Annotated in this window: 1 protein-coding gene; it reads right to left on the reverse strand. The window is 71.2% G+C overall.

Annotation, left to right across the window (positions count from 1 at the left end):
• A partial coding sequence (locus IEX74_RS23040; RefSeq protein ID WP_188816450.1) for a hypothetical protein occupies nt 1-1085 on the reverse strand: 1085 nt, incomplete at its 3' end.
• Nucleotides 1086-1092 lie beyond the last annotated feature (7 nt).

Consider the following 1092-nt stretch of genomic DNA (forward strand, 5'->3'; position numbering starts at 1 on the left):
ACGCGGCGGGGCGGGCGGGCCAGCCGGTCCCAGGTGGGCGAGAGGCCAGCATAAGGGGTGTTTTCAGCTTGCAGGGCCAGGGTCACGTAGCCAAACAGGGAGGCCACAGCTACTGTAATTGCCCACCATTCGGGGCGGAGGAGTTGCTCGGGCCTGAGGTAGCGCAGGCAAGCCAGGCTGGCCGTGCCTGCGGCCAGCCAGTAGTAAAGGCGGCCGTACAGGACTAGGCGCCGGAAGCGCACGGGAAGGCGGGCCGCCAGGAACGTCAGCGCCAACGCGGCCCCTGCCCACAGCAGCGGCAGCCAGGGCATACGCACGTGGTGCGCCAGCGTGGCGGTGCCAAAGAGCAGCGCCGCCTCGGGTAGCCAGGGATGCAGCCGGCGCCAGGATCTGTATACCGGGGCCGTAGCAGGTGGAGCCGCCGCCGCCAGGACCACTAGCGTGGCGAAGAATAGCGCCGCCGTCACGTATTCGGCGGGCGGGCCGAAGAACCGCTCATCGAGCGCGAGCAGCCGCACATGCGTGAGCAGGCCAACCGTTAATAGCCCGTAACTGAGGTGCAGCAGGTAGCGGTCGGGCTGACCGGCCCGCTGCACGGCCGGCTCTTCGGGCAAGCGGCGCCGCCAAACCTGAGCCGCGGCGAAGGCGGTCCCCGCCAGCCCGGTAAAGCCGAGCGAGAGGTAGGCCGTATGGCCCGCTGGCACGGCGGCCACCAGGGCCACCACCACGTGCAGCCCCAGCAGGTACACCCACGGCCCGCGCACGAACTGTTGGGCCGGTGGCCACCAGGAAACCCGAGCGCCCACCAGCGGCACGGCCAGCGTGGGCAGCAGGTACAGCAGCACGGCTCCCGCGCTGGCTAGCTGCCCGGCCGGTGACCACAGCGCGTAGCGCCACTGCAGGCCCAGGTAGCCCACGGCGGCGAGCAGCAGCCCAGCCCAGACGCCTGGGGCCGCTACCCGGTACCGCAGGTACAGCAGCCCGCCTAGCAAGCCGACCATGGCCCAGGCGGCCCAGACCCGGTCGAACACCAGCGCGCCGCCACTGAGCAACAGCCACCCCACGGCCAGTCCCAGGACCGGCAACCGCAGG

The sequence above is a fragment of the Hymenobacter cavernae genome (assembly GCF_014641455.1).
GTDB classification, from domain to species: domain Bacteria; phylum Bacteroidota; class Bacteroidia; order Cytophagales; family Hymenobacteraceae; genus Hymenobacter; species Hymenobacter cavernae.